Here is a 26,931-nt window from a genome sequence, read left to right on the forward strand (position 1 = left end):
CGCGGCGTAGCGTGACATTGACGACACTGTGTACGACGAAGGAGCCGCCCGTGCCCCATTTCGACATGCCGCTCGACGAACTGCGCCGCTACCGGCCCGAGCTGACGGAGCCCGAGGACTTCGACGCGTTCTGGGAGAAGACCCTTTCGGCCGCACGTGAGCATGACCTGGACGCGCGCTTCGTCCCCGTCGACGCGCACCTCAGCACGGTGGACGTCTTCGACGTGACGTTCGCCGGGTTCGGCGGTCACCCGGTCAAGGGCTGGCTGATACTCCCCGCGGGGACGAGCGAGCCGCTGCCGGCCGTCGTGGAGTACATCGGGTACGGCGGCGGCCGCGGCCTGCCGCACGAGCGCCTGCTGTGGTCGGCGGCGGGCTTCGCGCACTTCCTGATGGACACCCGGGGGCAGGGCATCGGCGGCTCGGGGGGTGACACCCCGGACCCGGTGGGCAGCGGGCCCGCGTACCCCGGCTATATGACGCGCGGCATCGAGGACCCCCACGAGTACTACTACCGCCGCGTCTTCACCGACGGCGTACGGGCCGTGGAGGCGGCCCGCGCGCACCCGCTGGTGGACGCATCGCGCGTCGCCGCTGTCGGCGGCAGCCAGGGCGGCGGGATCACGCTCGCGGTGGGCGGGCTCGTCCCCGACCTGGCGGCGATCGCGGTCGACGTGCCGTTCCTGTGCGACTTCCCGCGCTCCACGACCATCACGGAACGGCCGCCGTACCGTGAGATCGCCCTCTACATGAAGGCGAAGCGCGGCTCGGAGGAGCAGGTCTTCCGTACGCTCTCCTACTTCGACGGCGTGCACTTCGCGGCGCGTGGCACGGCGCCCGCGCTCTTCTCGGCGGCTCTTGAGGACATGACGTGCCCGCCGTCCACCGTGTTCGCCGCCCACAACGCCTATGCGGGGTCGGAGCGTTCGATGGAGGTGTACGCCTTCAACGATCATGAGGGCGGTGGCCCCTACCAGCAGGGTGTCCAACTCCGTTGGGTACCGGAGCACTTGAAGGGCTGACCGTTCTGAGGTCCCCTCGGTCGCGCACCCTTGTCACGGATCGGTTCCAGCGGCTAACTTGCCGCCTTGTCGTGTGTCTGACGTGACTCTGACGTGACTGTGATGTGTGTGTCTGAGGGGGCTTCTCATGGCCGTACGCGGTCGGCACCGCCGGTATCAGCCGAACCGGATCAATCGCGCGTCGCTGACCGTCACGGCGGGCGGCGCCGGAATGGCGCTGCCGCTGATCGGCACCGGCACGGCGGACGCGGCCGACGTCGACACCTGGAACAAGGTCGCGGCCTGCGAGTCCACCAACAACTGGAGCATCAACACCGGCAACGGCTACTACGGCGGCCTCCAGTTCACGCAGTCCACCTGGGAGGCGTACGGCGGCACGGCCTACGCCCCGCGCGCCGACCGCGCCACAAAGGACCAGCAGATCGCCGTGGCCGAGAAGGTCCTCAAGGCCCAGGGCCCCCGGGCCTGGCCGGTCTGCTCGGAGCGGGCGGGCCTGACGCGGGGCGGTGACGCGCCGGACGTCACGCCGGTGAGTGCCCCCAAGGCGGCGACGAAGACCCCCAAGCGCGAGGTCAAGGACGTCAAGCCGGAGGTGACGCCGCAGTCCACCGCGGGCCGCGGCCAGATGTACACGGTCGTACGCGGTGACACGCTCTCCGGGATCGCGGACGAGCGCCGGGCCGGCGGCGGCTGGCGGCAGTTGTACGAGGCCAACCGCGAGACGATCGGCGGCGACCCCGACCTGATCACGCCGGGCCAGCGGCTCGCGCTCCAGGCACAGGAGCGGAAGGCCGGAAAGCAGCGGGCCGAACCGAAACCGCGGGCCGAACCGAAGCAGCGGACGGAACCGAAGCAGCGTACGGAGGCGGCGAAGCCCAAGCCGAAGGCGGCCGAGCCCAAGAAGGCGAAGCCCGCCGCGAAGCCCGCCCAGGCCTCGCATGGCTTCTCCGCACCCGTGTCCGCGTCGCCGAGCACCCCGTACCGCGCCGCGGGCGGCTCCTGGTCGAAGGGCTATCACACGGGAGTCGACTTCCCCGTGGCCACCGGCACCTCCGTGAAGGCGGTCACCGCGGGCACGGTCGTGTCGTCCGGCTGGGGCGGCTCGTACGGCTACGAAGTGGTGATCCGGCACGCCGACGGCAAGTACTCCCAGTACGGCCATCTGTCGGCGCTCACCGTGAAGGCCGGGCAGAAGGTGGGCGCGGGGCAGCGCATAGCGCGGTCGGGGTCCACGGGCAACAGCACGGGCCCGCATCTGCACTTCGAGGTGCGCACGGGACCTGGATTCGGCTCCGATGTCGACCCGCTCGCGTATCTGCGGGCGGGCGGCGTACGGATCTGAGGCGAGCACAGCCTCTGAGGCGGGCACAGCCAAGAAAGCCCCTGGGGGATCCCCCAGGGGCTTCACGGTTTCATGACGCGGCGGCTTCAGGAACCGATGCGTTCGCGTCCGTGGCGGAACAGCACCCGCCGGTGCGTCCCGGTCACGGGCTGGGAGGGCAGGGCCGGCAGTTCGTCCGCCCGCAGCTCGGGGGCCGGGACCTCCGGGGCCACCGGGCCGCCCTTGGCAACCGGCACCGCCGACGCCTGCGCACCCTGTGCCGCTCCGATGCGCTCCGTGGTCAGCAGGATCAGTCCGCCCGCCGCGACGACGCCGAAGCCGAGGGCGATGACCGTGCCCGCCGTGCCGTAGCGGAACGATTCCTCGAAGAGCGTGAGGCCCACCGCGGCCGCCACGACCGGGTTGATGACCGTCACCGTCGACAGCGGCGCCGCCAGACCCGCGCCTCGGTAGGAGGCCTGCGAGATCAGCACACCGGCACCGGCCAGGACGGCGATCACGGCGAGGCTCGGCGCCTGTCGCGTCAGCGGCACGCTCGCGTCCAGGTCCACCGCCACCGTCTTGGTGAACACCGAGGCGATACCGAAGGCGATGCCCGCCGCGCAGGCGAGCAGGACGCTGCGCACCACCGGGTGCCGGTGCACCGCGTGCGCCACGACCATCAGCGCCACCACGGCACCGGCGGTGGCGAGCGCCACCATGACCCGCTCCGTGCCGGCCAGGGACTGCGCGTCGGCCGACTGCGTCAGCGAGAGCAGACCGGCCAGGCCCACGGTCGCCATGATCGCGCCGCGCCACGCGGTGGCCCCTGCCTTGCGGCGGACGAAGAGAGCGGCCATCGGCAGGGCGAAGACGATGGTCAGCGCACCCAGCGGCTGCACCAGGCTCAGCGGCCCGTAGGCGAGCGCCACCACGTGCAGCAGCGCACCGAGGGCGTTCAGTGCGATGGCGACCCACCATGCGCCGCGGCGCAGCGGTACATACCGTCGCTCCGGGGTGCTGACGGCGACGCGCTCCTGCAGAATGGCCCCGCCCGCGTAGGCGGCGGCGGAGACGACGGAGAGCAGCACGGCCACCGTGAGGGCACTCATGATGTGCTCCACGGCATGCGGTGCGCCCAGTGGTGGGCCCGGGGCGTCCGGCTCGGCGAACGGTCGGCTTCCATACTCACTACGATCTCGCGGATTTCCCTCCGCGTCGTCGTCCCTCAGCAGGCATTGCGTCCTACTACCGATGGAGTACTTCCCCGAAGATGTCCTCCCCCGGGTGGGTTACGCGGTAGTTCGGTGGATCATCCAGAATCTCGAAAATCCTTGCGTGAGCACCCTCGGAAGAGCCCCCTTGCGGGCCTCTGGACCCAGTGTGGGCGCCCCAGCGCGGGGCTCGCGGGGTGCCCGCCCTTCCGTGCCGCTCCCGGCGTCCTGAACGCCATTCTGCGAGCTTACGAGAAGCCGTCTGACCTGGGCTTTTATGGATCCCGCCCGTATTCTTGACCCTCGTGGAAAGGGGTCCGGATGCGCCGGGACATACGCAGCGTCGACGACGTACTGAAGCTCATGGACGGCCTGTTCGCGCCGGGGGCCGACCGTTGGACCGCCGACGCGGCGAGCTGGTGGGACGGCTTCTACACCGACCGCTCCCGGCCGGTGCCGTTCTTCGTGGCCAAGCCGGACGAGAACCTGGCCTCGTACGTCGACCGGGGCCTGCTCGTCCCGGGCCGGGCCCTGGATCTGGGCTGCGGGCCCGGCCGCAACGCCCTGTATCTGGCCTCCCTGGGGTTCCAGGTGGACGCCGTCGACCTCTCGCCCACGGCCGTCGAGTGGGCCGGGGAGCGGGCCCGCGAGGCCGGGGCGGACATCCGGTTCCACTGCGGGGACGCCTTCGAGTTCTACCGCGGGGACGCCTTCGAGTCTTACCGCGGGGACGCCTTCGAACCGGCGGCGGCCGAACTGCGCGGCCCCTACGACCTGATCTACGACTCGGGCTGCTTCCACCACCTGCCGCCCCACCGCCGGGTGAGCTACCTCGACCTGCTTGACCGCGCCCTCGCCCCCGGCGGCCACCTCGCCCTCACCAGCTTCGCCGCCGGCGAGGGCGGCTCGGGCTCCGAGCTGCCCGACGCGGAGTTCTATCGCGAGGCCGGGCTCAAGGGCGGCCTCGCCTACACCCCGGAGTCCCTGCGCTGGATCTTCGGTGACCTCACGGAGGTCGAGCTGCGCCGTATGCGCGACGAACCCGCCGAGTCCGCGCACTTCGGTGAGCCGTTCCTGTGGACGGCCCTGTTCCGCAGGCCCCTCTAGGCTCTGCTGTCGTGAAAGCCCCTCTCGACCTGACAGAAGTCGGTTCCGTCGGCGGATTCTTCGCCCTGCGCACGGGGGCGCCGCCGGGCGGCGCTCAAGTGGCGCCTCTGGCACGGGTGTACGCGGGGGACCGCGGGCCCCTCGCGTTCCGCGTCGACAAGGTCGCCGCCCGGCTCGGGGCGCCCGACGCGCGCGTCGCGGTGTCCGTGGCGCAGCTGGGGCTCGCGGCCCGGCTGTGGTCCGTGGCGCTCGGCTCGGCGGCACTGCACGGCGAGGTGCCCGATCTCGACCCGGCGCTGCTCCACTGGGACGCCGACGGCAGCACGCCCGACGACCTGTGGCTGACGGTCCTGCGGACGCGGCCCGCCGATGCCGCAAGCATCCGGGACGCCGTACAACTCGCCCATCTGGCGCCCCTGGCCGACGCCTTGCGCTTGCGGTACCGCATCTCGGCGCCTCTGCTGTGGGGCAACGCGGGATCCGCTCTGGCGGGCGCGGCCCGTGAACTCGACGCCTGGGGGCGGCGCACGGGACGTACCGAAGTGGGGGAGCGCGCCAAGGCGCTGGCCGCCGAACTCTTCGCCCATCCCGACCTGCGCGACACCGGAACACTGCGCGGCACCGCGTTCCGCCGCCGCAGCTGCTGCCTCTACTACCGATGCCCCAACGGGGGCCTGTGTGGCGACTGTTGCTTCGAGCGTCCGCCCCAGAGGTCGGTGCGGCCCTCTTCCCCACCGGGCGCTTCTGGGTGACCATGAGGGGGCGGGCGGCCGACGGCAGGGGCGGACGGACGGGGGGTTCTGCGTGCGAGTTGGACTGCTCACCCGGGAGTATCCGCCGGATGTCTACGGCGGCGCCGGAGTCCATGTCGAGTTCCTCGCACAAGAGTTACGTGCGTTCGTCGACGTCGACGTGCACTGCTGGGGAAAGCAGGGCGTCGCCGACGGTCTCAGGCGCCATGCGGCGTGGGACGCGCTCGACGGCGCCAACGACGCCCTGCGCACCTTCTCCGTGGATCTGTCCATGGCCGCCGCCCTCACGGGCTGCGACCTCGTCCACTCCCACACCTGGTACGCCAACCTCGCGGGCCATTTCGGCAAGCTCCTGCACGGCATTCCGCACGTCATGACCTCGCACTCCCTGGAGCCCTTGCGCCCCTGGAAGGCCGAGCAACTGGGCGGCGGATACGCATTATCCGGCTGGGCCGAGCGCACCGCCGCCGAGTCGGCGGACGCCGTGATCGCCGTCTCGCACGGCATGCGCGCCGACATCCTGCGCTGCTATCCGGCCATCGACCCGGCGAAGGTGCGCGTCGTCCACAACGGCATCGACACCGCCCTGTACCGCCCCGACCCGGACACGGACGTCCTGGAGCGCCTCGGGATCGACCCCGAGCGGCCCTACGTCCTGTTCGTCGGCCGCATCACCCGGCAGAAGGGCGTCCCCCATCTGCTGCGCGCGGCAAAGGAGTTGGATCCCGCCACGCAGCTCGTGCTCTGCGCAGGAGCCCCCGACACCCCCCAGATCGACGCCGAGTTCCGCACCCTCTTCGACGAGCTGAGCGCCGCGCGCGGGGGAGTCCACTGGATCCCGGAGATGCTCCCGCGCCCGCAGGTGATCCAACTCCTCACCCACGCAAGGGCGTTCGTCTGCCCTTCCGTCTACGAGCCGCTCGGCATCGTCAACCTGGAGGCGATGGCCTGCGGCACCGCGGTCGTGGCATCGGACGTCGGCGGTATCCCCGAGGTCGTCGACGACGGCAGCACAGGGCTCCTCGTTCCGTACGAGGAGCAGGAACCGGCGGCCTTCGAGGCGCGGCTGGCGCAGGCCCTGAACGAAGTGGTCGCCGATCCGGGCGCCGCGACCCGCATGGGCGCGGCCGGACGCGACCGTGCGCTGAGGGAGTTCGGCTGGGACGCGGTCGCGCGGCGCACGACCGACGTGTACGAGGAGTTACTCGAGTCCAAGTGATGCCAGTTAAGGGGGCGGCGCGATGCGCGGTGGACCTTCGGTGCTCGGAATCGTCCTGGCGGGAGGTGAGGGGAAGCGCCTGCAGCCCCTCACGGCCGACCGGGCCAAACCAGCGGTCACGTTCGGCGGCACGTACCGCCTCGTCGACTTCGTGCTCTCCAACCTCGTCAACGGCGACATCCTGCGGATCTGCGTACTGACCCAGTACAAATCGCACTCCCTGGACCGCCACGTCACCACCACCTGGCGGATGTCCAGCCTCCTGGGCAACTACGTCACGCCCGTGCCCGCGCAGCAACGCCTGGGACCACGCTGGTACTTGGGGAGCGCGGACGCGATCCTGCAGTCGCTCAACCTCGTCCATGACGAACAGCCCGACTACATCGCCGTGTTCGGCGCCGACCACGTCTACCGCATGGATCCGCGGCAGATGCTCAACCAGCACTTCGAGAGCGGCGCCGGGGTGACGGTCGCCGGGATCCGTGTGCCGCGCGCGGAGGCGTCCTCCTTCGGCATCATCACACCCGCGAGGGACGGCCTGCGGGTCGACAGATTCCTAGAGAAGCCCGCCGATCCGCCCGGCCTGCCCGGATCGCCGCACGAGGTGTTCGCCTCCATGGGCAATTACGTCTTCACGACGAAGACCCTCGTCGACGCGATCCAGCAGGACGCCGAGGACCCCAACTCGAAGCACGACATGGGCGGTTCGATCCTGCCGATGCTCACCGAGCGCGGCCTTGCCCAGGTGTACGACTTCGACGACAACCACGTGCCGGGGGAGACCACGCGCGACCACGGCTACTGGCGCGATGTCGGCACCCTCGACGCGTACTACGAAGCGCACATGGATCTGATCTCCGACCAGCCGGTCTTCAACCTGGACAACCGGCGCTGGCCCATCTACACCCACCCGGGCGGCCTGCCGCCCGCCAAGTTCTGCGCGGGCGGCATCGCGAGCGAGTCCATCGTCAGTCCGGGCTGCGTCATCCGAGGGCAGGTGACGCGCTCCGTGCTCTCGCCCGGGGTGACGATCGAGGAGGGGGCGGTCGTGCAGGGCTCGGTGCTGCACGACAACGTACGCGTGGGCAGGGGCGCCGTGGTGCGGGGCGCCGTCCTCGACAAGAACGTGGACGTCCCGCCCGGGGCGACGATCGGGGTCAACCCGGAGCGGGACGAGGCGCTCTACACGGTGTCGAAGGGTGGGGTGATCGCGCTGGGGAAGGGGCAGGTGGTTCCCCTTTAGGCGTGGCGCTAGAGCACTCTGCGCCTGCGGCCGAGCCACGTCTGGGCGATCACGACAAGGGCCAAGAAGGCGCCGCTGACCACTTGTTGGTAGGCCGAGTCGAGCGAGCCTATCTGGTTGATGACGTTCTGGATGACCTTCAGGAGCAGTACGCCCACGAGCGATCCGCTGATGAAGCCGAAGCCGCCCGTCAGCAGCGTGCCGCCGATCACGACCGCCGAGATGGCCTCCAGTTCCATGCCTGAGCCGAGGATCGTGACACCCGAGACCAGCCAGGCCGCGTTGAGCGCGCCCGCAAGGCCCGCGCAGAGGCCGGAGAGGGTGTAGACGGTGATCTTCGTGCGGGCCACGGGGGCACCCATGAGGGCCGCCGCGTCCTCGTTGCCGCCCACCGCGTAGACGTACTGGCCGAAGCGGCTGCGGCGCAGGATCACCGCGCCGGCGACGAACAGGACGAGAGTGATCCAGACCGGCGCCCCGATGCCGAGGATCTTGCCCTGTCCGAGGGTCGCGAAGAACGAATCCTTGTCGACGAGGTAGGTCTTCGAACCCTCGTCCGTGACCGAGAGAAGGATGCCGCGCGCGCCGAGCATCGCGGCCAGCGTCACGATGAAGGGAGCCAGACGGGAGCGGGCGATCAGCAGGCCGTTGACCAGGCCGATGAGTCCGCAGACGGCGAGCGGCAGAAGCAGCGCCACCGCCGTCCCGTACTGCGAGCCCCAGGCCGCGAGGACCCCGCCGAGCGCGAAGAGCGAGCCGACCGACAGGTCGATGCCACCGGTGATGATCACGAAGGTCATGCCGAGCGCGACGACCGCGAGGAAGGCGGAGGAGACCGCCATGTTCTCCATGTTGTCGCCGGTCATGAACGTGTCGAAGCTGAGGGTCGCCGCTGTGACGGCGACGACGAGGGTGACCAGGGCGCCGTGCTGTTGGGCCAGGGCGCTGATCCGCTCGGAGCGGTTGGGCCGCGGCGTGTTCGCGTAGTCGTCCTCGGGTTGTTTCTTCATCGGCTTCTGTCTTGTGTGCTTCGCATCGGATGCCACGGTGCCGGTCACCGTTTGCCCCTCTCCCGTGCCGCGTAGACGGCGAGAACGATCACCACGGCCTGGGCGATCTGCGTCCACGACGGCGGCAGATCGTGCTTGATGAGCGTGGCGGTGAGCAGTTGGATCAGTACGGCGCCCGCGACGGTGCCGCCTATGCGTATGCGTCCGCCGCTGAGCGGTGTGCCGCCGACCACGACCGCGGTGATCGCGGAGAGTTCCATCAGGTTGCCGAGCGAGGTGGGGTCGCTGGCGGTGAGGCGTGCGGTCGCGAGGACGCCCGCGATGGCGGCCAGTGCTCCGGAGCAGACGTACACGAGGATCAGGACCCGTCGTACGGGGAGTCCCGCGAGGCGGGCGGCGGGGCGACTGTCGCCGATGGCGAGGAGCTGGCGGCCGAACGTGGTGCGTCGTACGACGAAGGCCACGAGGAGTGCGAGGGCTGCCGCGATCAGTACGAGGTAGGGGATGCCGAGCAGGTCGCCGGAGCCCAGCGAGGCCATGCCCGGGTCGCGTACGTCCTTGAGCTGGGGGAGGAGTACGAGGGCCAGGCCGCGGCCCGCGACCATCAGCGCGAGGGTGGCGACGATGGGCTGGACGCCGATGAAGGCGATGAGGGAGCCGTTGGCCACTCCTATGACCGCGCCGCCGATGATCGCCACCAGGAGCGCTGTCCCTAGGCCGTAGCCGAGGTAGAGGGAGAGGAGTGATGTGGAGAGGGCCATCACCGAACCTACGGAGAGGTCTACGCCCTCGCTGCCGATGGCCAGGGCCATGCCGAGGGCCACTATGAGTACGGGGGCTACCTGGACGGCCTGGGTGCGGAAGTTCTCGGCGGAGACGAAGTTCGGGGTGGCGATGATGTTGACGAGGAGGAGGACCGCTACGCCGATGTAGACGCCGTAGGACTGGAGAAGGTGGAGAAGGCGGTCGCGGTCGGCCTGCGTCTTTCCGCCGAGGGCGAGGTCAGTCATGGGAACTCCGGGTGAGCCGGCTGCGGGTACGCCTGGGCTTGTCTGTGGGGCGGGGCCGCGCCGGTATGTCCGTCCTCGCCATCGTCCGGTGGCCGCCTGGGTACTTCGGCTCCGGAGTGCCGCGAACCGTGCTCCGGGCGGAAATACCGACACGTCCCCTCCGGTCGGTCTGGCGGCCGCGGGTTGGTCTATTCATGCGGGTCACCGGTCGTCGCTATGGCTCGCATCAGAGCGGCTTCTGTGACCGAGGAGCCGGTGAGTTCTTCGATCACCTTGCCGTCCTTGAGGACTATGACTCGGTCGGAGCCCTCTATCAGTTCTTCCATGTCGGAGGAGATGAGGAGGACTGCCAGGCCGTCGTTGGCCAACTCGTCTATCAGCTTCTGGACTTCGGCCTTCGCGCCTATGTCTATGCCTCGGGTGGGCTCGTCCAGGAGGAGAACCTTTGGGTTCATCGCCAGCCAGCGGGCCAGGAGTACTTTTTGCTGGTTGCCGCCCGAGAGTTCGCCTACTTTTTGGTGAGGGCTCGAGGCTTTTATGTGCAGGCGTTTCATGAACTTGGCGACTATGGCGTCGATCGCCGACTCGTCCACCAGGCCGAAGCGGGAGAGGCGGGGCAGGGCCGCCAGGGCGATGTTCTCGCGGACCGAGAGGCCGGGGACGATGCCCTCCGCCTTGCGGTCCTCGGGGAGGAGGCTGATGCCGGCGCGGATGGCGGCGGGGGGCGAGCCGGTGCGGACCGGGGTGCCGGCGATCAGTACGTCGCCCGAGTCGGGCGGCAGCGCTCCCGCGATGGCCTTCGCCGTCTCGCTGCGGCCCGAGCCGAGCAGGCCGCCCAGGCCCACCACCTCACCGGGGCGGATGTCGACGGACACGCCGTGAAGGTAGTGGCGCATCGTCAGATCGCTTGCCTGGAGCACGGGTTGGGTTTCCGGAGCGTGTTCGCCGGAGAACTTGGTGACGCCCTCTTCGCGTACTTCGCCGAGCTCGCGTCCCAGCATCAGGGAGACCAGACGGAGCCGGTCGAGCTCGGCTATCGGTCCCGTGTGCACCCGCTTGCCATCGCGCAGCACGGTGACCGTGTCGCACACCTCGTAGAGCTCGTCGAGGCGGTGACTTACGTAGATCACCGCGATCCCGCGGTCCCGCAGCATGCGGATCACGCCGAACAGGGTCTGTACCTCGCGGGGTTCGAGGGACGACGTCGGCTCGTCCATGATGACGACGCGCGCGTCGACCGAGACCGCCCGGGCCAGCGCCACCATCTGCTGGGCGCCTACGCCGAGTTCGCGCAGGGGGCGGCGTACGTCGACGCGTACGCCGAGCCGCTGGAGTGCCTCGTCCGCCTCTCGGTGCATGCGGCGGAAGTCGATCAGACCCAGCCTGTTACGCGGCTCGCGACCCAGGAAGAGGTTGCGGGCCACGCTCATCAGGGGGACGAGGTTGACCTCCTGGTAGATCGTGGAGATGCCCGCGTGCTGGGCCTCGAGGGGAGTCGAGAAGGTGACTTGTTCGCTGTTGTACGTCAGGTCGCCGGCGTCCGGGGCGTACACGCCTGTCAGGATCTTGATCAGGGTTGACTTGCCCGCGCCGTTCTCGCCGATCAAGGCGTGCACCTCGCCCGCGCGTGCGGTGAAGTCGACCGCGTCCAGGGCTCGTACGCCCGGGAACGTCTTGGTGAGGCCGGTAACCGAGAGGACGTCCGTCATCTCAGAACGCCTTGCCGAGGTCCGCCTTGGCGTTGGTCTTCGTGTACGCGCTGTCCTTGATGACGATGTCCTGCGACACCTTCGTGCCCTTGGTGAAGGTGTCCAGGGTCTGGAAGGCGAGCGGGCCGAAGCGCGGGTTCGACTCGATGACGCCGTCGATCCAGCCGTCGACGATGCCCTGCACCGCGTTGCGCGTGCCGTCGACCGTCACGATCTTCACGTCGCCGGGCTTCTTGCCCGCGCCCTTGAGGGCGTTGACGGCGCCGAGGCCCATCTCGTCGTTCTCGGCGTAGATCCCGTTGATGTCCGGCTTGGACTGGATGAGCTGCTCGGTGACCTGCTGGCCCTTCTCGCGGGCGAACTCGCCCGTCTGCTTGAAGACGACCTTCAGGTCGGGGGCCTTCTCCTTGATGCGGTCCTGGAAGCCCTTGGTGCGTTCGGTCGTCACGTTGTTGCCCGCGGCGCCGAGGAGGATCGCGACCTTGCCCTTGCCGCCCGTCGACTTGATCATCTGGTCGGCGGCCCGCTTGCCCTGCTCGACGAAGTCGGAGCCGATGAAGCTGACGTAGTCCTTGCAGGCCTTGGCGTTGATCTTGCGGTCGATGGTGATGATCGGGATGTGCTTGGCGGCGGCCGAGCGAAGCACCGGCTCCCAGCCGTCGGAGTTCAGCGGCGCGATCACAAGCAGATCGGCGCCCTTGGCGATGAGGTCCTGGACGTCGCTGATCTGCTTGGAGAACTGCGACTGGGCGTTGGCGGTGAGCAGCTTGACGCCGCGCTTCTTGGCCTCGGCCTTGATGGACGCCGTCTCCGCGATGCGGAAGGGGTTGGCCTCCTTCTCGGACTGGGAGAAGCCCACGGTGGCGGTCTTGAGGTCCAGCTTCTTGCCGCCGTACGCGTCTATCGCGCAGGACGGGCCGCTGCCCGCGCTCGGCTCCGAGACGACCTGGCCCGAGTCGCCCTGGTCCTGTGACGCGGAGCTCTTGTCGCCGTCGTCCTCCGACTTCGCGCACCCGGCGGCAAGCGCGAGGCTCGCGGCGAGACCGGCGGCGAGGAGGGTCCTGGCTGAGGTACGGCTAAGGAGTGTGGTCGGCTTCATGGAGTCCCCAAAACGGCACGGCCCCGGCGCTGAGAGCGCTCACGGGAAGATCGGCACTTACGGTCAACTCGGCGGTACGGGGAGCTTTTTACATCGTTGGAAGGGGGCTGTAAACCCTCCGCGCAAAGGCGGGCCGCGGTCTTCTCAGCGGCGGCCGAGTGTGCTCTCCCGCTCCACCAGGCGGAATTCCGCGCCGAGTTCGCGCCCCGCGGGCTCCGCGGCGCCCTCCAGGCTCCGAAGCAGTGAGGCCACCGCCAGGCGTGCGATGGCCTGCTTGTCCGGTGAGACCGTGGTCAGCGTGACCGCCCCGAACTGGCCCTCCGCGATGTCGTCGAAGCCGACCACCGCCACGTCCCACGGCACACGAAGACCCCGCTCGCTCAGCACCCGCATCGCGCCGATCGCCACCAGGTCGTTGTACGCGAACACCGCGTCGGGCCGCACCCCCGCGTCCAGCATCCGCGCCATAGCCTTCGCCCCGTCCCAGCGGTTCCAGCCGCCGACCGGGCCCACCAGGCTGTCCGGAGCGGCGATCCCCGCCTGCGTCAACTCCTCGCGCCAGCCCTGCAGTCGAAGGTGCGCGGGGCGGTTCGCGGAGTCCGTGCGGGCGCCGAGATAGGCGATCCGGGTGCGGCCGCGGCTGATGAGGTGGCGTACCGCCGTGCGGGCCGCCGCCACGTTGTCGATCGCGATGTGGTCGTACGGCAGGTCGTACTGCCGCTCGCCGAGCAGCACCAGCGGTACGTCGTCCTCGCGGCCCCGCAGGTCGTCCGACTCCAGCTCCAGGGGGCTCAGGATCAGCCCGTCGATGACGCGGGCGCGAAAGCCCTGGCTGACAAGGACCTCCTGCTCGCGCTCGCCGCGGGTGTGGTCGAGCAGGACGGTGAAGTCGTGTTCGGCCGCCGCGTCGATGACCGCCCCTGCCAGTTCGGCGAAGTACGGGTTGCCCAGCTCGGGGACGGCCAGCGCGATGATTCCCGTACGGCCCTTGCGCAGATGACGCGCCGTCAAGTTCGGTCGGTAGCCGAGCTCGTCGATGGCCTCCTGTACGCGAGCCCGCATCGCCGGGGTGACGTGCTGATACTTGTTCACCACGTTCGAGACGGTCTTGATCGAGACGCCCGCGCGCTCCGCGACGTCCTTGAGGCTTACCCGCACCTGCAGCTCCCTGCGTCGAGGTCCACCCCTGCCCTGGGGTGATTGTCATGACCCTGGACAGCGCGCCGGAGAGCGTGCTGTCATGCCAACTGCCGTTCCTTCCAACGTTGTACAGATTCGTTGTACAGACTGCGGCGGCGAGCCGCCACCCCCTTCCCCGGCCCTTCGAAGCACCGCTTCGAGCAAGGAGGATCTGTGCGCCCCATGAGACCCAGGCGAGTCAGGCAGCGGTTGATACTGCTGCTCACCATCGCCCTCGCCTGCGCCGGACTGACCGCCGTCCCGGCCGCCACGGCCGCCGACGAAACCCCCGAGATCCACGGCCTGAAGGGCGAGTACTACACCCAGTCCGCCCCAGGAGCCTTCGACTTCCACAAGCTCAAGGCGACCGGCTTCGACCAGAAGATCGACTTCGACAACCTCGACCCGCGTCTGACCTTCGCCACCGGAAAGGCCGACGACGCCACCGTCCGCTGGACCGGCAAGGTCGTCCCGGAGAAGACCGGGTCCCACACCTTCTCCATGATCGGCGACAACGGCTTCCGGCTCTGGGTCGACGGCAAGCTCGCCATCGACCACTGGGTCGACGACTGGGACAAGGAACAGACCGCGAAGCCGGTCGAGTTGACCGCCGGGAATGCCTACGACATCAAGGTCGAGTACTTCGAGCACTACGGCGGCTCCAACCTCCACCTGCGCTGGACCGAGCCCGGCGGCAGCAAGGAAGCCGTCCCGCAGTCGGCCTTCCGCCTCCCCGACGGCTTCGACTACGACGGCGCCACCGCGGCCACGGTCCTCAAGGACGGCCGCACCCTGAAGCTCGACTTCGCCCAGAAGCTCGGCGCGCCCCCCGCGGGCCTCGCGGGCCACATCGAAGCGGTCATCGGCGGCGCCAAGTGGCCGATCAGCACCGTCAAGGCCGACCCCAAGGACTCCCGCGCCCTTCTCGTGGGCCTCAAGGAACCCGTCGTAGGGAACAAGACCGGCACGGCCAAGGGCACCGCCGACCTCCGCTACGACGGCAAGGGCGGCCTGACCGGCGACGACGGCAAGGCGGTCGCCGCCTTCTGGAGCAGCGGCCCCAACCACTCCGAGCACCAGCTGCGCACCAAGTTCGCCGACGACGTGAACCCGGGCAACGTGCTCCCCGAGTACCCCCGCCCCCAGCTGACGCGTGACGCCTGGCGCAACCTCAACGGCTCCTGGCAGTTCGCCTCGGCCAAGGAGGGTGAGCAGCCCCCGGTGGGCAAGAAGCTCGCCGAGAAGATCCTCGTCCCCTACCCGGTGGAGTCCCAGCTCTCCGGCCTCGAACGGCACGAGGACCGCATGTGGTACCGCAGGACCTTCACCGTCCCCGAGGGCTGGAAGGTCGGCGACGGCAAGCGCCTCAAGCTCAACTTCGGCGCGGTCGACTGGCAGTCCGAGGTGTTCGTCAACGGCAAGAAGGTCACCGAACACAAGGGTGGCTACGACAAGTTCAGCGCCGACATCACGGACGCCCTGAAGCCGGGCAAGACCCAGGAACTGATCGTCGGCGTCTATGACCCGACCGACGCCAAGGGCGGCGAGAACCCGCCCGTAGGCAAGCAGCGCCTTGACCCCAGCGGCATCTGGTACACCCCGTCGTCCGGCATCTGGCAGACGGTGTGGATGGAGCCGGTGGCGGCCGACCACGCCGACTCGCTCAAGATCACGCCCGACGTGGCCACCAAGCAGGTCACCGTCGAGCCGAAGGGCGTCCGCGACGGAGTGCCGGTCAAGGCAGTCGCGTACGAGGGCAAGAAGAAGGTCGCGGAGGTCAGGGGCCGCACCGGCGAACCCCTGAAGCTCAAGATCGCTGAGCCCCGCCTCTGGTCACCGGACGACCCGTTCCTCTACGACCTCAAGGTGACCGTCGGCCGTGACGAGGTGAAGAGCTACTTCGGGATGCGCTCCATCGCCGTGGAGAAGGTGAACGGCACCCCGCGCACCATGCTCAACGGCAAGCCCGCCTTCCTGATGGCCACCCTCGACCAGGGCTTCTGGCCGGACGGCCTGCACACGGCGCCGACCGACGAGGCTCTCGCGTACGACCTGAAGATGCACAAGGAGATGGGCTTCAACTCGGTCCGCAAGCACATCAAGGTGGAGCCGGACCGCTGGTTCTACTGGGCGGACAAGCTGGGCCTGATGGTCTGGCAGGACATGCCGGCGATGGACGCGGGCCGCAGCCCGAGCACGGCGGCCCGTGCCCAGTACGAGCACGAGATGAAACAGATGATCGACCAGCACGCGAACCACCCGTCGATCGTCATGTGGGTCACCTTCAACGAGGGCTGGGGCCAGTACGACCAGGGCCGCATCGCCACCCAGGCCAAGGCCTGGGACCCGACCCGCCTGGTCAACGGCATGTCGGGCCTCAACCTCGGCGCCGACGGCGGCACCGGCGACATCATGGACGAGCACGGCTATCCGAGCCCTGCCCTGCCGCCCAGGCCCGACGGCGTACGGGCGCAGATCAACGGCGAGTACGGCGGCCTCGGACTCGCGGTGCCGGGGCACGCCTGGTCCGTGCAGCAGAGTTACGTCGACGTGGACCCGGCGACGTACACGGACGACTACCTCACCAAGCTCGACGAGGTGCACAAGCTCGCCTGCAAGGGCGGCAACGGCGCCGTCTACACCCAGATCTCGGATGTGGAGGGCGAGTTGAACGGCCTGATGACGTACGACCGCAGGGTCATCAAGCCCGATGTGAAGCGGCTCAAGGCGGCCCATGAGGCCTTGATCGGCGACGCCTCGCGGCCGGACCCGGCGGGGTGCTCCGGCTCCTGAGGAGCCTTGAGAGTTCCTCAGGGTTCTTGACGCGGTGATCAGCGCCCCGGCCCAGCGGGCCGGGGCGCTGATCCCGGCTCGGGCCGCTGCGGGTCTGGTTGACCGGCTGAGAGGCACGGCCCTGTCGCTGCCTCCTACCCCTTGACGCGCGCAACGCGATCCCCGAAGAATGATCGCGTTCCGCGCTTTGACAACGTTGTCCAAGGAGGCGTTCCCACCCATGAGATGGACCCAACGGCTACGCGGTACGGGGGTGGCGGTCGCGGCGGCCGCGCTCCTCGGTGGAGCCATCGCCATTCCGGCGGCGCAGGCCGCCCCGGCGCGGGACGGGCGACTGACCGATCTGGTCAACCCGTTCATCGGCACCGAGAACGAGGGCAACACCTACCCCGGCGCGGCCGTGCCCTTCGGCATGGTCCAGTTCTCGCCCGACACCGGGCACAACACGGGCTACGACCACTCCGACACCCACATCCGCGGCTTCTCGACCGTCCATCTCTCGGGAGTGGGCTGCGGGTTGGGCGGCGACCTGCCGGTGCTTCCGACCACGGGTGACGTCAAGGAGACGGACTACGCCAAGTACGCGGCCGAGTTCAGTCACGACGACGAGAAGGCGAGCCCCGGCTCCTACCAGGTGGGCCTGAAGTCCGGCATCGACGCCGAACTGACCGCCACCAAGCGCACCGGCGTGCAGCGCTACACCTTCCCCGCCACCGACAGGGCCAACGTCCTGCTCAACGCGGGTCAGTCGCTGCACAAGACGGGCAGTACCAAGGTCGAGATCCTGGACAGCCGCACGGTCCGCACGGCGATCACCGGCAGCGGCTTCTGCCAGGACACCAAGCCGTACACGGTCTACACGATCACCCGCTTCGACCGCCCCTTCACCACCTCGGGCACCTGGAAGGGCGACACCGTCACGGCGGGCTCCAAGTCGTCGTCGGCGGGGGAGGAGCGCAACGGCGCCTACGTCCGGTTCGACACCTCCAAGGACCGCACCGTCGAGGCGACCACCGCTCTGTCGTACGTCGATGCCAAGGGTGCCGCGCTCAACCTCCGTTCGGAGGGCGGGCGTTCGTACGACCGTGTCGCGAAGGCCGCTCAGGCCGCGTGGGAGGACCGGCTCGACGACGTGAAGGCGCAGGGCGGCAGCGAGACCGTGCGCCGCACCTTCTACTCGTCCCTCTACCGTTCGTTCCTCGCGCCGAACATCGGCAGCGACGTCGACGGCCGGTACACCGGATGGGACCAGAAGGTCCACCGTGCCAAGAACTTCACGTACTACCAGAACTGGTCGCTGTGGGACACCTACCGCACCCAGGCCCAGCTCCTTTCCCTGCTCGCGCCGCACGAGTCCCGTGACATGGCGCTCTCCGTCCTGAAGATCGACGAGGAGAGCGGCTGGCTGCCCAAGTGGGGCTACGGCACGGTCGAGACGAACATCATGACGGGCGACCCGGTCACCCCCTTCCTCACCAACGCCTACCAGCAGGGTCTGCTCAAGGGCCATGAGGAGGAGGCGTACCGCGCGTTGAAGAAGAACGCGGACGGTGTGCCGCCCGCCGACTCGGCGCCCGTCGGCCGTGAGGCCAACAAGGAGTACCTGAGCGACGGTTTCGCGCCGTACATCAAGGGCCGCCCGCACGCGAAGCCCGGCGACTCGGACTATGACCACGGCGCGTCCGCGACCCTGGAGTACGCGCTCTCGGACGCGATGCTCGGCGAGATGGCCGCGGACCTGGGCCATGACGCCGACGCGAAGCGTTACGCGGACCGTGCGCAGAACTACCGCAAGATCTTTGACGGTTCGACCGGGTTCTTCCGCGCCCGGGACGCCGCCGGCGCCTTCACCGGCCCCGCCGACCCGGCCAAGAGCGAGGGCTTCCACGAGGGCACGTCCTGGCAGTACCAGTGGCTCGTCCCGCAGGACCTGCCCGGCATGGTCGGTCTCATCGGAGGCAAGCAGGCCGCGAACGACCGGCTCGACTCCTTCTTCGCGTACGAGGAACTCCTGAAGGACCCGGCGAAGACCGCGCGCGAGGTGTGGGTCAACGGCCCCTACGACTACTACAACGCGGACAAGTACAACCCGCAGAACGAGCCCGACCTCATCGCCCCGTACACCTACCTGTCGACGGGCCAGCCGTGGAAGACCACTGATGTCGTGCACGCCGCGCTCACGCTCTTCACGGACACCCCGACCGGCATGACCGGAAACGACGACCTCGGCACCATGTCCGCCTGGAACGTGCTGTCCTCGATCGGCGTCTTCCCGGTCCAGCCCGGCACGGACACCTGGGGTCTGTCGACGCCCGTCTTCGAGCGTGTCGACATCACGCTGGACCGCAGGTACTACCCGAAGGGCCGTCTCACGGTGAAGGCGCCGGGCACATCGGACACCAAGCGGTACATCCAGTCGGCGAGCGCGGACGGCGCCGACTACGGCAAGACGTACCTGACGACGGATGACATCCGCGACACCCGCGAACTCTCCTTCACGGTGGGCGACAAGCCCTCCCAGTGGGGTACGTCGGCGGACGCGGCACCGCCCGCGCTGAAGTGACGTACACCGGAATTCCGCTGAAGTGACGTAAGACATACGCCACTTCAGCACCACGAGGCCCGTCTCCCTCAGGGAGGCGGGCCTTAATCTGTTGTTAACTGAGCGTAGCTTGATCGTACTTGACCGTAGTCGCGTCGCGAGGATTGACTGCTCCTGCGTACCGCACCCCCCGCATCGCCTTCGACGCGAGAGCAGACTGTTGACTACTGAGCCCTCCGACCTGCTCGCACCTCTCGATCTCGCTTTCTGGAACATAGAGTCCGCCGAACACCCGATGCATCTGGGCGCACTCGGCGTCTTCGAGGCCGACTCGCCGTACGCGGCCGAGCGCGCCGCCCGCCTCCTCGCCTCCCGGGCGGCCGATGTGCCCGGACTGCGGCTGCGGATACGTCCGGTCTGGCTGCCGGTCGGCGGCGCCGTCCGTACGCCGACGCCCGACTTCGATCCGCAGGACCACGTGCGCCTCGCCCCGCAGGTGAAGGACTTCCACACGGCGGCGGGCGCGCTCATGCAGTGCCCCCTGGAGCGCGACAGGCCGCCGTGGGAGGCGCATGTGCTGCCGGCCGAGGACGGCAGCTCCTTCGCCGTCCTGTTCAAGTTCCACCACGCCCTCGCGGACGGGCTGCGCGCCCTGATGCTCGCGGCGGCGGTCATGGATCCCGTCGACCCCGCCGATCTGCCCGCCCCGCGCCCGGCGCCCGCGGTGCCCGAGGCTTCCCCGTGGTCCTGGCTGCCCGACCCGCGCAAGCTGCCGGGTCTTGTCCGCGACACGGTCACCGACGTGGGGCAGGCCCTCGACATCGGCTCGTCGGTGGCCCGCGCGACCTGGGGCGCGCGCTCTTCGGCCGCCCTCACGTCGGACGCCACCGGCACCCGGCGCACCGCGGGGGTGCTGCTCGATCTGGACGACGTCCACCGCGTACGCAAGACCGTGGGCGGCACCGTCAACGACGTACTGATCGCCCTGGTCGCAGGAGCCCTGCGCCGCTGGCTCGACGAGCGGGGCGACGGCAGCGAGGGAGTGGAGCCGCGCGCCCTGGTCCCCGTCTCGCGGCGCAGGCCTCGCACCGCGCAGCCGCCGGGGAACCGGCTCTCCGGCTATCTGGTCCGGCTGCCCGTGGGGGAGCCCGACCCGCTCGCACGGCTGCGGACGGTGCGGGCCGCCATGGACCGGAACAAGGACGCGGGGCCGGGCCGCGGCGCGGGTGCGGTCGCCCTGCTCGCCGATCACGTGCCGCCGCTCGGGCACCGCATCGGCGGTCCCGTCGTCGCGCAGGCCGCCCGGCTGCTCTTCGACATCCTCGTCACCAGCGTGCCGTTGCCCAGCCTCGGCCTGCGGCTCGGGGGCTGCCCGCTCACCGAGGTGTACCCCTTCGCGCCGCTCGCCCAGGGGCAGGCGCTCGCCGTCGCGGTGTCCACGTACCAGGGCCGGGTGCACTTCGGTCTGGTCGCCGACGCGGTGGCCGTGCCGGACCTGGATCTCCTCGCCGAGAGCGTGCGGGAGGAGCTCGCGGGGCTCGTCGGAGCGTGCGTAGAACGTTCGAGTTTGGTAGAGGGGGCCGTCGCTACGTAAAGTTCTCTTCTTTGGAGCTTCCGCGGTCATATCGACGAGCCGCGGCATGAGTGACGCGAGGACAGCGGCGATGACGGTGACAGAGGACAGCCTGGAGGCTGCCGGTTCGGCCGAATCCCATGAGGCCGGGTCGGTGGAGCCTTCGGACACCTTCGGCCCCGGGGTCGACCCCGACCGGCTCGCCGTCTGTCTCAGCGTGCTCGACGAGCTGGACAAGCTGGACGTCGACCACCCCGACGCGATCGCGGTGCGCCGGGCCACGGCCGGGGTCTACCGGACCGTGAAGCAGCGCCGCCGCCAGGAGCGCAGGGCCGCCAAGACCGCGCACGACAAGGCAGTCACCGAGTCCACCGCCACCGGCTCCGCCGAGCGGATCGACGACGAGACCGAGGGTCTTCTGCCCTCCTCGCAGACCGAGGAGGGCCGGATCGCGGGGATACTCCAGCGCCCGCGCTCCTGCTACACCTGCAAGACCCGGTACGTGGAAGTCGACTACTTCTACCACCAGCTCTGTGCGGACTGCGCCCGCCTGAACCGGTCCAAGCGTGACGCCCGCACCGACCTCACCGGCAAGCGCGCGCTGCTGACCGGCGGCCGGGCGAAGATCGGCATGTACATCGCGCTGCGGCTGCTTCGCGACGGCGCCCACACCACCATCACGACGCGGTTCCCCAAGGACGCCATCCGCCGCTTCAAGGCGATGGACGACTCGGCCGACTGGCTGCACCGCCTGGAGGTCGTCGGCATCGACCTGCGCGACCCGGCCCAGTCCGTCGCGCTCGCCGAGCAGATGGCCGCGGCGGGACCGCTCGACATCCTGATCAACAACGCGACCCAGACCGTACGCCGCCTGCCCTCCGCGTACGCCGCCCTGGTCGACGGCGAGGGCGCGCCGCTGCCCGCGGGGGAGCTGCCCGCCCACTCCGTCATCGGCGCCTTCAACTCCGGCGCGGTGGACGGCCTGGCCGCGCTGCCCGTCGGCACCAGCGGCCTGGACGCCCAACAGGTCGCCGACCTCGCGCTCGTCGCGGGCAACGCCAGCGTCGCCCGGCACCTCGACGGCACCGCCATCGACGCGGGCGGCCTGGTCCCTGACGTCGTCGACAGCAACACCTGGGTGCAGACGATCGAGCAGATCTCCCCGGTGGAGCTCCTCGAGACCCAGCTGTGCAACTACACCTCGCCGTTCATCCTGATCAGCGCGCTGCGTCGGGCGATGGCCGACGCCGCGAAGAAGGCGGCGAGCGGCCGTTCCTACGTCGTCAACGTGTCGGCGATGGAGGGCGTCTTCGGCCGCGGCTACAAGGGCGCGGGGCACCCGAACACGAACGCGGCGAAGGCCGCGATGAACATGGTGACGCGGACCAGCGCCCAGGAGATGTTCCAGACCGACGGCATCCTCATGACCTCCATCGACACCGGCTGGATCACCGACGAGCGCCCGCACTACGACAAGCTGCGCCTGGCCGACGAGGGCTTCCACGCCCCGCTCGACCTGATCGACGGCGCGGCGCGTGTCTACGACCCGGTCGTCCGGGGCGAGGCGGGCGAGGACCTGTACGGCGTCTTCCTGAAGGATTACGCACCCGGCAAGTGGTAGGGCGGGGGCGGCCGATGGCCGTCCACCGCGGATAAACGGACGTCTTATACGGGCGACCTATACAAGCGTCATAGACAACCGTATGGTTGCCGTCATGACGCAGACAGCGGCACGCCGACTCCCCGCATCGCCGGGCCCCCTGGCCACCTTCGCGCGCTTCGCGCTCTGCGGTGGCGGGGTGGGCGTCGTCGCCGGCGGCGCGGTCTTCCTGCTGGCCTCCGTGATCCCGTGGGCTGTGGCCAACGCGCTCATCACCCTCGCCTCGACGGTGCTCGCCACCGAGCTGCACGGGCGGTTCACCTTCGGGGTACTGGGTGCGAGCCGCGTCCGGACACATCTGCAGAGCGCCGGGACGGCGGCGGCCGCGTACGCCGTGACGACCCTCGCGATGGGCGTCCTGCAGTGGCTCCGCCCGGAGCCCGGCGCGCTGGGCGAGCAGGCGGTGTATCTGGGGGCCTCCGGGCTCGCGGGGCTCGGCCGGTTCGTGGTGCTGCGGCTCGTCGTGTTCGTCCGGCCGGAGCGTCAGGCCTCGCCCGTCGTCGACCGCAGCCGCTCGTGTACGGCGTACGAGGAGGCCGCACCGGATGCTGCCCGCACTCTCGTCCCGCCGTCCACCAGCACATCCGCGCCCGTCACCCATTCGGCCGCATCCGAGACCAGCCATGCCACGGCCCGCGCCACGTCCTCCGGTTCGCCGATGCGGCCAAGGGGCAGGCTCGCTGCCAGTTGTTCCTCGGCGCCGTCCCAGACGAAGCGGGCCATCTCGGTGCGGACGAGCCCCGGGGAGACGGAATTGACCCGTACCAAGGGCGCCAGTTCACCCGCCAGTTGGGCGGTCAGGTGCAGGAGCGCCGCCTTGCTGGTGCCGTACGCGCCCACGTTCGGGCCCACGTGGGAAGCGCCCTCGGTGCAGATGTTCACCACCGCGCCGCCGCGCTCGCCCATCCAGGCGCGCCAGGCGAGTTGCGTCAGGCGCAGCGCGGCCTCGACGTTCACGGTGAAGGCGGCGCGCCACTGGGCGAGGTCGACGTCCATCAGCGCGCCGTAAGGAGCGTTGGTCGCGGCGTTGTTCACCAGGACGTCCAGCCGCCCGAACTCCCGTACGGCGAGGGCCACGCAGGCCTCCGCCCGACCGGAATCAGCCACGCCGCCCGCGCATCCGAGCGCCTCGGCGCCGTCCGCGCGCAGTGCGGCCACCGCCGCGGCCAGTGTGTCCGGGTCGCGGGCGGTCATGACAAGGCGGTGTCCGGACTCCGCGAGGGCCCGCGCGACGGCGAGTCCGATCCCTCGCGATGCCCCGGTCACCAGAGCCACCGCACCCTCGCGCACCTGCCCTGACGTCATCCTCGTACGGTGCCATGAAGTGCCCTAAAGGCCCATGGGGCCGACACCACCGGGGCGTTGGCTGCCCGTTGGTCACGCCCACACCATCACCAACTGTCTGAAATCCACCGCTTCGCCGACCCCCATCGAGCGCGGGCGCGCTCATTTGGTTAACCTGGGCGGACGGACGGCGTCAAAGGGGTCCACAAACGCCCCTCAGCCGCCCTGGGACAGGCACGCAACCGCGGTCGCGATCCCGCCCGAACGACGGCGCCACCGCGACCGAACTGCCCTTGTCCTTCCGTTACGCGACACAAAGGAGTGCGCGGTGACACCAGATTTGACGAAGCAGGAAAAGCGACCGGCGGAACGCGGCGGCGAGCGGGCCGGCGGGCCCGGCAGACCCGGCAAACTCAGCAACCTGGACTCGTGGGCCAAGGCGGCCCCGATTCGCCTCGCCGGCTACGAGGACGACCTCGCGGAGCCGCACATCCTCCCCGGAATCGACTGATCCCACCGCTTCGCCACGTGCCCCCCGTCCGCTCCGGTCGGGGGGCACGGGCGCTGCCCCGTACTGGCAGACTCCGTGACCATGAGCGGATACGGAGCGGGCCCCGGGGGCAGCGGAGTTGGTGCCGGCGTGACGTTCGGGCTGCTGGCCGCGTGGACCCTGCATGACGCGGAGGAAGTGGCCTTGGTGCCGGTCTTGGCCCATCGCCGGGTGCCTGAGCTACGAGAGCGGTTCCCGCGGGTGCCGGAGCGAATATGGCGGCAGCTGGACTCCATCGACCGGCGTGAGTTCACGGCCGCGGTCGCCGGGATGGGCATCGTGGTCGCCGCGGCGGCCGCTGACGGACACCGTACCGGTGGGCGCTCTGCCTTCTACCAGGCCGCTCTCAACGGGTTCGGGCTGCACGGCCTGGTGCATCTGGCGCAGGCCGCCGCCGTCCGGGGGTATACGCCTGGCTCCGTCACCTCGCCGTTGGTGGTGATCCCCTTCACACTCTGGGCTCGTGGCCGACTGCGGGACGCGGGGGTCCTGCGTCCCGCACGCCCTCGCGATGCCGTGCAGGGTTTGGTGCTCGCCGCGGCGGCCACGGCCGGGGCCCATATGCTGGCACGTCGGTTCGTGCGCCGGGGCCGCAAGGCGTGACCGTTCATTCATCCGATGGATCGGCGCAAATGTCCAAGTCCCCAGCGTCACCTATGCATTGACACCCCACCGGGGCACTTGAATCATCGGATGTCATGACTGACCTGCGCTCGATTTTCGCGCCCCGCCCGGGTCGGCGGCGTCTTGCGGGTTCCGTGGTGGCCCTGCTGCTGCTCGTGGTACCCGCCCCGGCGGCTCAGGCGTCCGCCACGCCTCAGGCCGCCGCGGAGCCGCCCCGAACCGTCCCCGCGCTCACCGACTGGACGCCGGGGGAGGGGAGTTACGCCTACGGGCCCGGCGCCCGCCTCGTCGCGCGCGGGCATGCGGCCCGCCAGGTCGCCCGCACTCTCGCCGACGATCTGCGCGCGGCGGGCGGGGGCCGCGTCCCGGTCACCGGCGGCGCCTCGCACGACGGCGACATCGTGATCGACGTGGACCCCGCGCAAAAGCGGCTCGGCTCCGAGGGGTACGAACTCCGCGCCGGCGAGCGCCTGGAGATCACCGGAGCTGCCGAGGCGGGCGCCTTCTACGGCACCCGCACCCTTCTCCAGCTCCTCGCCCGGAGCGACCGCGTACCGGCAGGGCGCACGGTCGACGTGCCGCGGTACAAGGAGCGCGGGGTGGGCGTCTGCGCCTGCTACATCCACATCTCGACGCCCTGGCTGGAGAACCTCGTACGCGACATGGCGTACAACAAGCAGAACCAGCTGCTCCTCGAACTGAAGGTGAAGAGCGACAAGCACCCCGAGGCCAACAGCTGGGGCTACTACACCAAGAGCGAGATACGCCGCCTCGTCGCCCTCGGCGAGAAGTACCACGTCACGATCGTCCCCGAGATCAACTCACCGGGCCATATGGACCCTTGGCTGGAGAACCGCACCGACCTCCAGCTCACGGACTCCGACGGCAAGCGCCAGCCGTCCCGCCTCGACATCACCAAGGACGAGGCCTTCGCGTACTACGCGAGCCTCATCGACGAGTACGGCGAGGTGTTCCCCGCCAAGAGCTGGCACATGGGTGCCGACGAGTACATGCTCGGCTCCGACTTCGCCAAGTACCCGCAGATCCTGCGCTACGCGAAGGAGAAGTACGGCGAGACGGCCACCCCGCAGGACGCCTTCGTCGACTTCGTGAACCGGGTGCACGCGTACGCGGCGGGCAAGGGCAAGCGGTTGCGCGTCTGGAACGACGGGCTCACCGGCGCCAACACTGTCCCCGTCGCCGCCGGGACGACCGTGGAGCACTGGCTCGACGTGAAGACCAAACCCAGCCGGCTCATCGCCCAGGGCTACCCGTTGCAGAACGCCGCTTACTCCCTCTACCTGGTCCGCGGCGGTTTCCACACCGACACCAAGGCTCTGTACGACAAGGCGTGGGACCCGCGCAGCTTCGAGGGCGAGAAGCTCGCCTCGCGGGACGGCATCACCGGGGCGAAGATCAGCCTGTGGCCCGACAACGGCCGGGGCGAGACCGAGAACGAGGTCGCGGCCTCCATGGCGATGCCGCTCAGTCACATCGCCCAGGTCACCTGGGGCGCCGCACACCCCGACCCGACGTACGGCGACTTCACCGCGCGCGCCAAGTCTGTGGGCCACGCGCCTGGTTGGCGGGACCTGACGCGGTCGCCGATCGCCGACGGGGCGTACACGTTGCGGGACACCGAGGGGCGCGTGGAGCCCATGGCCTACGCGATCAAGGGCACCGCCGACGGCTACGTCACGCTGCGGTCGGAGGCGGACGGTACCTGCCTGGAGACCCGCAGCGGCAAGCTCACACTCAACGTACCGCTGGAGCCCGGAAGTTCGGTCACACGGGAGACCTGCGAGGCGGCCAACACTCTGCAGAGGTGGCAGCTGGTGAAGGCGGCGGACGGCTACCGGCTGACGAACGCGATCACGCGGATGTCCGTATACGTCACCGAGGACGGGCGGCTTCAGCAGTACCCGGCGGATCAACGGCCTCCGGCGACCTGGACATTGACCGCCCGCTGACCCCGCAACCCCACTGGCCCCATCGCCGAGATCCGACAGGGAGACCCGCA

At 69.7% G+C, this 26,931-nt stretch carries 20 protein-coding genes; 13 read left to right on the forward strand and 7 right to left on the reverse strand.

What is annotated here, in order from left to right; all coding sequences use genetic code 11:
- The first annotated feature begins 50 nt into the window (after window positions 1-50).
- A complete protein-coding gene (locus ACGFX9_RS21405) occupies window positions 51-1,022 on the forward strand; it encodes an acetylxylan esterase (protein WP_393474098.1) in 972 nt (323 codons plus the stop codon).
- Window positions 1,023-1,149: 127 nt separating this feature from the next.
- Window positions 1,150-2,364 carry a transglycosylase family protein gene (locus tag ACGFX9_RS21410; protein ID WP_393474101.1) on the forward strand — a complete coding sequence of 405 codons (1,215 nt, stop codon included), beginning with the start codon at window positions 1,150-1,152 and terminating at the stop codon, window positions 2,362-2,364.
- Between the two features lie 86 nt (window positions 2,365-2,450).
- On the opposite strand, the gene ACGFX9_RS21415 is transcribed toward ACGFX9_RS21410, so the two are convergent.
- Window positions 2,451-3,455 (reverse strand): DMT family transporter, encoded by a 1,005-nt coding sequence (locus ACGFX9_RS21415; protein WP_393474104.1) that lies wholly within the window; start codon window positions 3,453-3,455, stop codon window positions 2,451-2,453.
- A gap of 423 nt (window positions 3,456-3,878) precedes the next feature.
- On the opposite strand from ACGFX9_RS21415, the gene ACGFX9_RS21420 reads away from it, so the two are divergent.
- From ACGFX9_RS21420 to glgC, 4 genes are read left to right on the forward strand one after another with little or no spacing between them, the layout of a single operon-like run.
- Entirely contained in the window at window positions 3,879-4,664 is a 786-nt protein-coding gene (locus ACGFX9_RS21420; RefSeq protein WP_393474107.1) for a class I SAM-dependent methyltransferase, read from the forward strand.
- 11 nt (window positions 4,665-4,675) lie between these two features.
- The gene (locus ACGFX9_RS21425) at window positions 4,676-5,416 is read left to right on the forward strand and encodes a (2Fe-2S)-binding protein (protein ID WP_393474109.1); all 741 of its coding nucleotides are present in this window, start codon (window positions 4,676-4,678) and stop codon (window positions 5,414-5,416) included.
- Window positions 5,417-5,468: 52 nt separating this feature from the next.
- A complete protein-coding gene (gene glgA / locus ACGFX9_RS21430) occupies window positions 5,469-6,635 on the forward strand; it encodes a glycogen synthase (RefSeq protein ID WP_393474111.1) in 1,167 nt (388 codons plus the stop codon).
- A gap of 22 nt (window positions 6,636-6,657) precedes the next feature.
- Window positions 6,658-7,878 (forward strand): glucose-1-phosphate adenylyltransferase, encoded by a 1,221-nt coding sequence (gene glgC / locus ACGFX9_RS21435; protein ID WP_393474113.1) that lies wholly within the window; start codon window positions 6,658-6,660, stop codon window positions 7,876-7,878.
- A gap of 8 nt (window positions 7,879-7,886) precedes the next feature.
- Here the strand turns inward: glgC and ACGFX9_RS21440 are convergent, their stop codons facing one another.
- The 5 genes from ACGFX9_RS21440 to ACGFX9_RS21460 all read right to left on the reverse strand — a co-directional run bounded on the left by ACGFX9_RS21440 (window position 7,887) and on the right by ACGFX9_RS21460 (window position 13,864).
- The gene (locus ACGFX9_RS21440) at window positions 7,887-8,888 is read right to left on the reverse strand and encodes an ABC transporter permease (RefSeq protein ID WP_393474116.1); all 1,002 of its coding nucleotides are present in this window, start codon (window positions 8,886-8,888) and stop codon (window positions 7,887-7,889) included.
- 44 nt (window positions 8,889-8,932) lie between these two features.
- Window positions 8,933-9,898 (reverse strand): ABC transporter permease, encoded by a 966-nt coding sequence (locus ACGFX9_RS21445; protein WP_393474119.1) that lies wholly within the window; start codon window positions 9,896-9,898, stop codon window positions 8,933-8,935.
- 188 nt (window positions 9,899-10,086) lie between these two features.
- Window positions 10,087-11,607: a sugar ABC transporter ATP-binding protein gene (locus ACGFX9_RS21450; protein ID WP_393474121.1), complete on the reverse strand. Its 1,521-nt coding sequence runs from the start codon at window positions 11,605-11,607 to the stop codon at window positions 10,087-10,089.
- A gap of 1 nt (window position 11,608) precedes the next feature.
- Complete coding sequence (locus tag ACGFX9_RS21455; protein ID WP_393474123.1) at window positions 11,609-12,706, reverse strand: ABC transporter substrate-binding protein; 1,098 nt, start codon at window positions 12,704-12,706, stop codon at window positions 11,609-11,611.
- Window positions 12,707-12,850: 144 nt separating this feature from the next.
- Window positions 12,851-13,864, reverse strand: coding sequence for a LacI family DNA-binding transcriptional regulator (locus ACGFX9_RS21460; RefSeq protein ID WP_393474126.1), 1,014 nt, complete (start codon window positions 13,862-13,864; stop codon window positions 12,851-12,853).
- A gap of 204 nt (window positions 13,865-14,068) precedes the next feature.
- Here ACGFX9_RS21460 and ACGFX9_RS21465 point away from each other — a divergent pair, with 204 nt between their 5' ends.
- The 4 genes from ACGFX9_RS21465 to ACGFX9_RS21480 all read left to right on the forward strand — a co-directional run bounded on the left by ACGFX9_RS21465 (window position 14,069) and on the right by ACGFX9_RS21480 (window position 22,414).
- Complete coding sequence (locus tag ACGFX9_RS21465) at window positions 14,069-16,678, forward strand: PA14 domain-containing protein (protein WP_393474129.1); 2,610 nt, start codon at window positions 14,069-14,071, stop codon at window positions 16,676-16,678.
- A gap of 220 nt (window positions 16,679-16,898) precedes the next feature.
- Window positions 16,899-19,241: a GH92 family glycosyl hydrolase gene (locus ACGFX9_RS21470; RefSeq protein WP_393474131.1), complete on the forward strand. Its 2,343-nt coding sequence runs from the start codon at window positions 16,899-16,901 to the stop codon at window positions 19,239-19,241.
- Between the two features lie 199 nt (window positions 19,242-19,440).
- Window positions 19,441-20,814 (forward strand): wax ester/triacylglycerol synthase family O-acyltransferase, encoded by a 1,374-nt coding sequence (locus ACGFX9_RS21475; protein WP_393474134.1) that lies wholly within the window; start codon window positions 19,441-19,443, stop codon window positions 20,812-20,814.
- A 70-nt stretch (window positions 20,815-20,884) separates the two neighbouring features.
- Window positions 20,885-22,414, forward strand: coding sequence for an SDR family NAD(P)-dependent oxidoreductase (locus ACGFX9_RS21480; RefSeq protein WP_393474136.1), 1,530 nt, complete (start codon window positions 20,885-20,887; stop codon window positions 22,412-22,414).
- Window positions 22,415-22,936: 522 nt separating this feature from the next.
- Here ACGFX9_RS21480 and ACGFX9_RS21485 read toward each other — a convergent pair.
- Window positions 22,937-23,758: an SDR family oxidoreductase gene (locus ACGFX9_RS21485; protein ID WP_393474139.1), complete on the reverse strand. Its 822-nt coding sequence runs from the start codon at window positions 23,756-23,758 to the stop codon at window positions 22,937-22,939.
- Window positions 23,759-24,065: 307 nt separating this feature from the next.
- Between ACGFX9_RS21485 and ACGFX9_RS21490 the strand changes: the two genes are divergently transcribed.
- The 3 genes from ACGFX9_RS21490 (at window position 24,066) to ACGFX9_RS21500 (ending at window position 26,881) form a co-directional block, all read left to right on the forward strand.
- A complete protein-coding gene (locus ACGFX9_RS21490) occupies window positions 24,066-24,248 on the forward strand; it encodes a hypothetical protein (protein WP_393474141.1) in 183 nt (60 codons plus the stop codon).
- Between the two features lie 81 nt (window positions 24,249-24,329).
- Entirely contained in the window at window positions 24,330-24,890 is a 561-nt protein-coding gene (locus tag ACGFX9_RS21495) for an HXXEE domain-containing protein (RefSeq protein ID WP_393474144.1), read from the forward strand.
- A gap of 95 nt (window positions 24,891-24,985) precedes the next feature.
- Window positions 24,986-26,881: a family 20 glycosylhydrolase gene (locus ACGFX9_RS21500; RefSeq protein WP_393474147.1), complete on the forward strand. Its 1,896-nt coding sequence runs from the start codon at window positions 24,986-24,988 to the stop codon at window positions 26,879-26,881.
- Window positions 26,882-26,931: the final 50 nt, after the last annotated feature.

Source organism: Streptomyces sp. NPDC048436 (assembly GCF_043200355.1).
GTDB lineage: Bacteria > Actinomycetota > Actinomycetes > Streptomycetales > Streptomycetaceae > Streptomyces.

Coding starts and splice junctions, on each gene's coding strand:
- ACGFX9_RS21410 (WP_393474101.1), top strand. CDS start 1,150: ATGGCCGTACGCGGTCGGCACCGCCGGTATCAGCCGAACCGGATCAAT.
- ACGFX9_RS21415 (WP_393474104.1), bottom strand. CDS start 3,455: ATGAGTGCCCTCACGGTGGCCGTGCTGCTCTCCGTCGTCTCCGCCGCC.
- ACGFX9_RS21420 (WP_393474107.1), top strand. CDS start 3,879: ATGCGCCGGGACATACGCAGCGTCGACGACGTACTGAAGCTCATGGAC.
- glgC (WP_393474113.1), top strand. CDS start 6,658: ATGCGCGGTGGACCTTCGGTGCTCGGAATCGTCCTGGCGGGAGGTGAG.
- ACGFX9_RS21440 (WP_393474116.1), bottom strand. CDS start 8,888: ATGAAGAAACAACCCGAGGACGACTACGCGAACACGCCGCGGCCCAAC.
- ACGFX9_RS21445 (WP_393474119.1), bottom strand. CDS start 9,898: ATGACTGACCTCGCCCTCGGCGGAAAGACGCAGGCCGACCGCGACCGC.
- ACGFX9_RS21450 (WP_393474121.1), bottom strand. CDS start 11,607: ATGACGGACGTCCTCTCGGTTACCGGCCTCACCAAGACGTTCCCGGGC.
- ACGFX9_RS21455 (WP_393474123.1), bottom strand. CDS start 12,706: ATGAAGCCGACCACACTCCTTAGCCGTACCTCAGCCAGGACCCTCCTC.
- ACGFX9_RS21465 (WP_393474129.1), top strand. CDS start 14,069: ATGAGACCCAGGCGAGTCAGGCAGCGGTTGATACTGCTGCTCACCATC.
- ACGFX9_RS21470 (WP_393474131.1), top strand. CDS start 16,899: ATGAGATGGACCCAACGGCTACGCGGTACGGGGGTGGCGGTCGCGGCG.
- ACGFX9_RS21480 (WP_393474136.1), top strand. CDS start 20,885: ATGACGGTGACAGAGGACAGCCTGGAGGCTGCCGGTTCGGCCGAATCC.
- ACGFX9_RS21485 (WP_393474139.1), bottom strand. CDS start 23,758: ATGACGTCAGGGCAGGTGCGCGAGGGTGCGGTGGCTCTGGTGACCGGG.
- ACGFX9_RS21495 (WP_393474144.1), top strand. CDS start 24,330: ATGAGCGGATACGGAGCGGGCCCCGGGGGCAGCGGAGTTGGTGCCGGC.
- ACGFX9_RS21500 (WP_393474147.1), top strand. CDS start 24,986: ATGACTGACCTGCGCTCGATTTTCGCGCCCCGCCCGGGTCGGCGGCGT.